Origin of the sequence: Secundilactobacillus oryzae JCM 18671, from assembly GCF_000740055.1 — a bacterium.
GTDB lineage: Bacteria > Bacillota > Bacilli > Lactobacillales > Lactobacillaceae > Secundilactobacillus > Secundilactobacillus oryzae.
Window position 1 is genome coordinate 1 of the sequence record NZ_BBJM01000071.1, and the last position, 751, is coordinate 751.

1 protein-coding gene is annotated in these 751 nt (G+C 43.8%); it reads left to right on the plus strand.

Annotation, left to right across the window (positions count from 1 at the left end; all coding sequences use genetic code 11):
• Window positions 1-751 (plus strand): IS30 family transposase (locus LOSG293_RS09790; protein ID WP_152551145.1); only part of this gene is annotated, 751 nt, incomplete at both ends.

Here is a 751-nt window from a genome sequence, read left to right on the forward strand (position 1 = left end):
CAACTGGTCAGTGAAGGCCATCATACTTACCAAGATATGGCTGACGCCTTAGGCGTTGCCAAATCAACTATTAGCTATGAATTAGATCGGGTCAAACCCTATGATCCCGAATTAGCGCAACAAGACGCAGATCATAAAAGGCGGGCTTGTGGTCGCCATTCAATTCTAACGCCATCATTGACAATTTTAATTACCAACCACCTACGTTTAACTTGGTCACCAGAAGCGATTGCGACAGCTTTTAACCTGAGCACCGCTTCAATTTATAACTGGCTTAAGCTTGGCTGGTTACCTTTCAACTTGGCTGATCTACCTAATCGAAATGTCCGACAGCGCCGAGCTAATGAGCATCGTGTCACATTTACAAGTGGGACTTCCATTGAACAACGACCAAAATCTGTCAATCAGCGATTAGCTTTTGGTCATTGGGAAGTCGATACGGTACTTTCTAGCCGAGGTCAGTCACGAGCATGTTTGGTCACTTTTGTAGAACGTAAAACCCGGCTTCTATGGGCTATCAAAGCCCCTAATCGCACCGCCAAGGCCTTAAATGATACCTTTGGAAATTTTATGGGGACCTTCGGTTCCCAAGTGAAATCTATAACTGTTGATCATGGTAAGGAGTTTGCCGATTATCGATCCATAGAACAAGACTATCAGATTAAAGTTTATTTTTGTCACCCGTATTCACCATGGGAACGGGGATCCAATGAATATTTCAATCGATGGTTACGGTGGTTTTTCCCGAAAA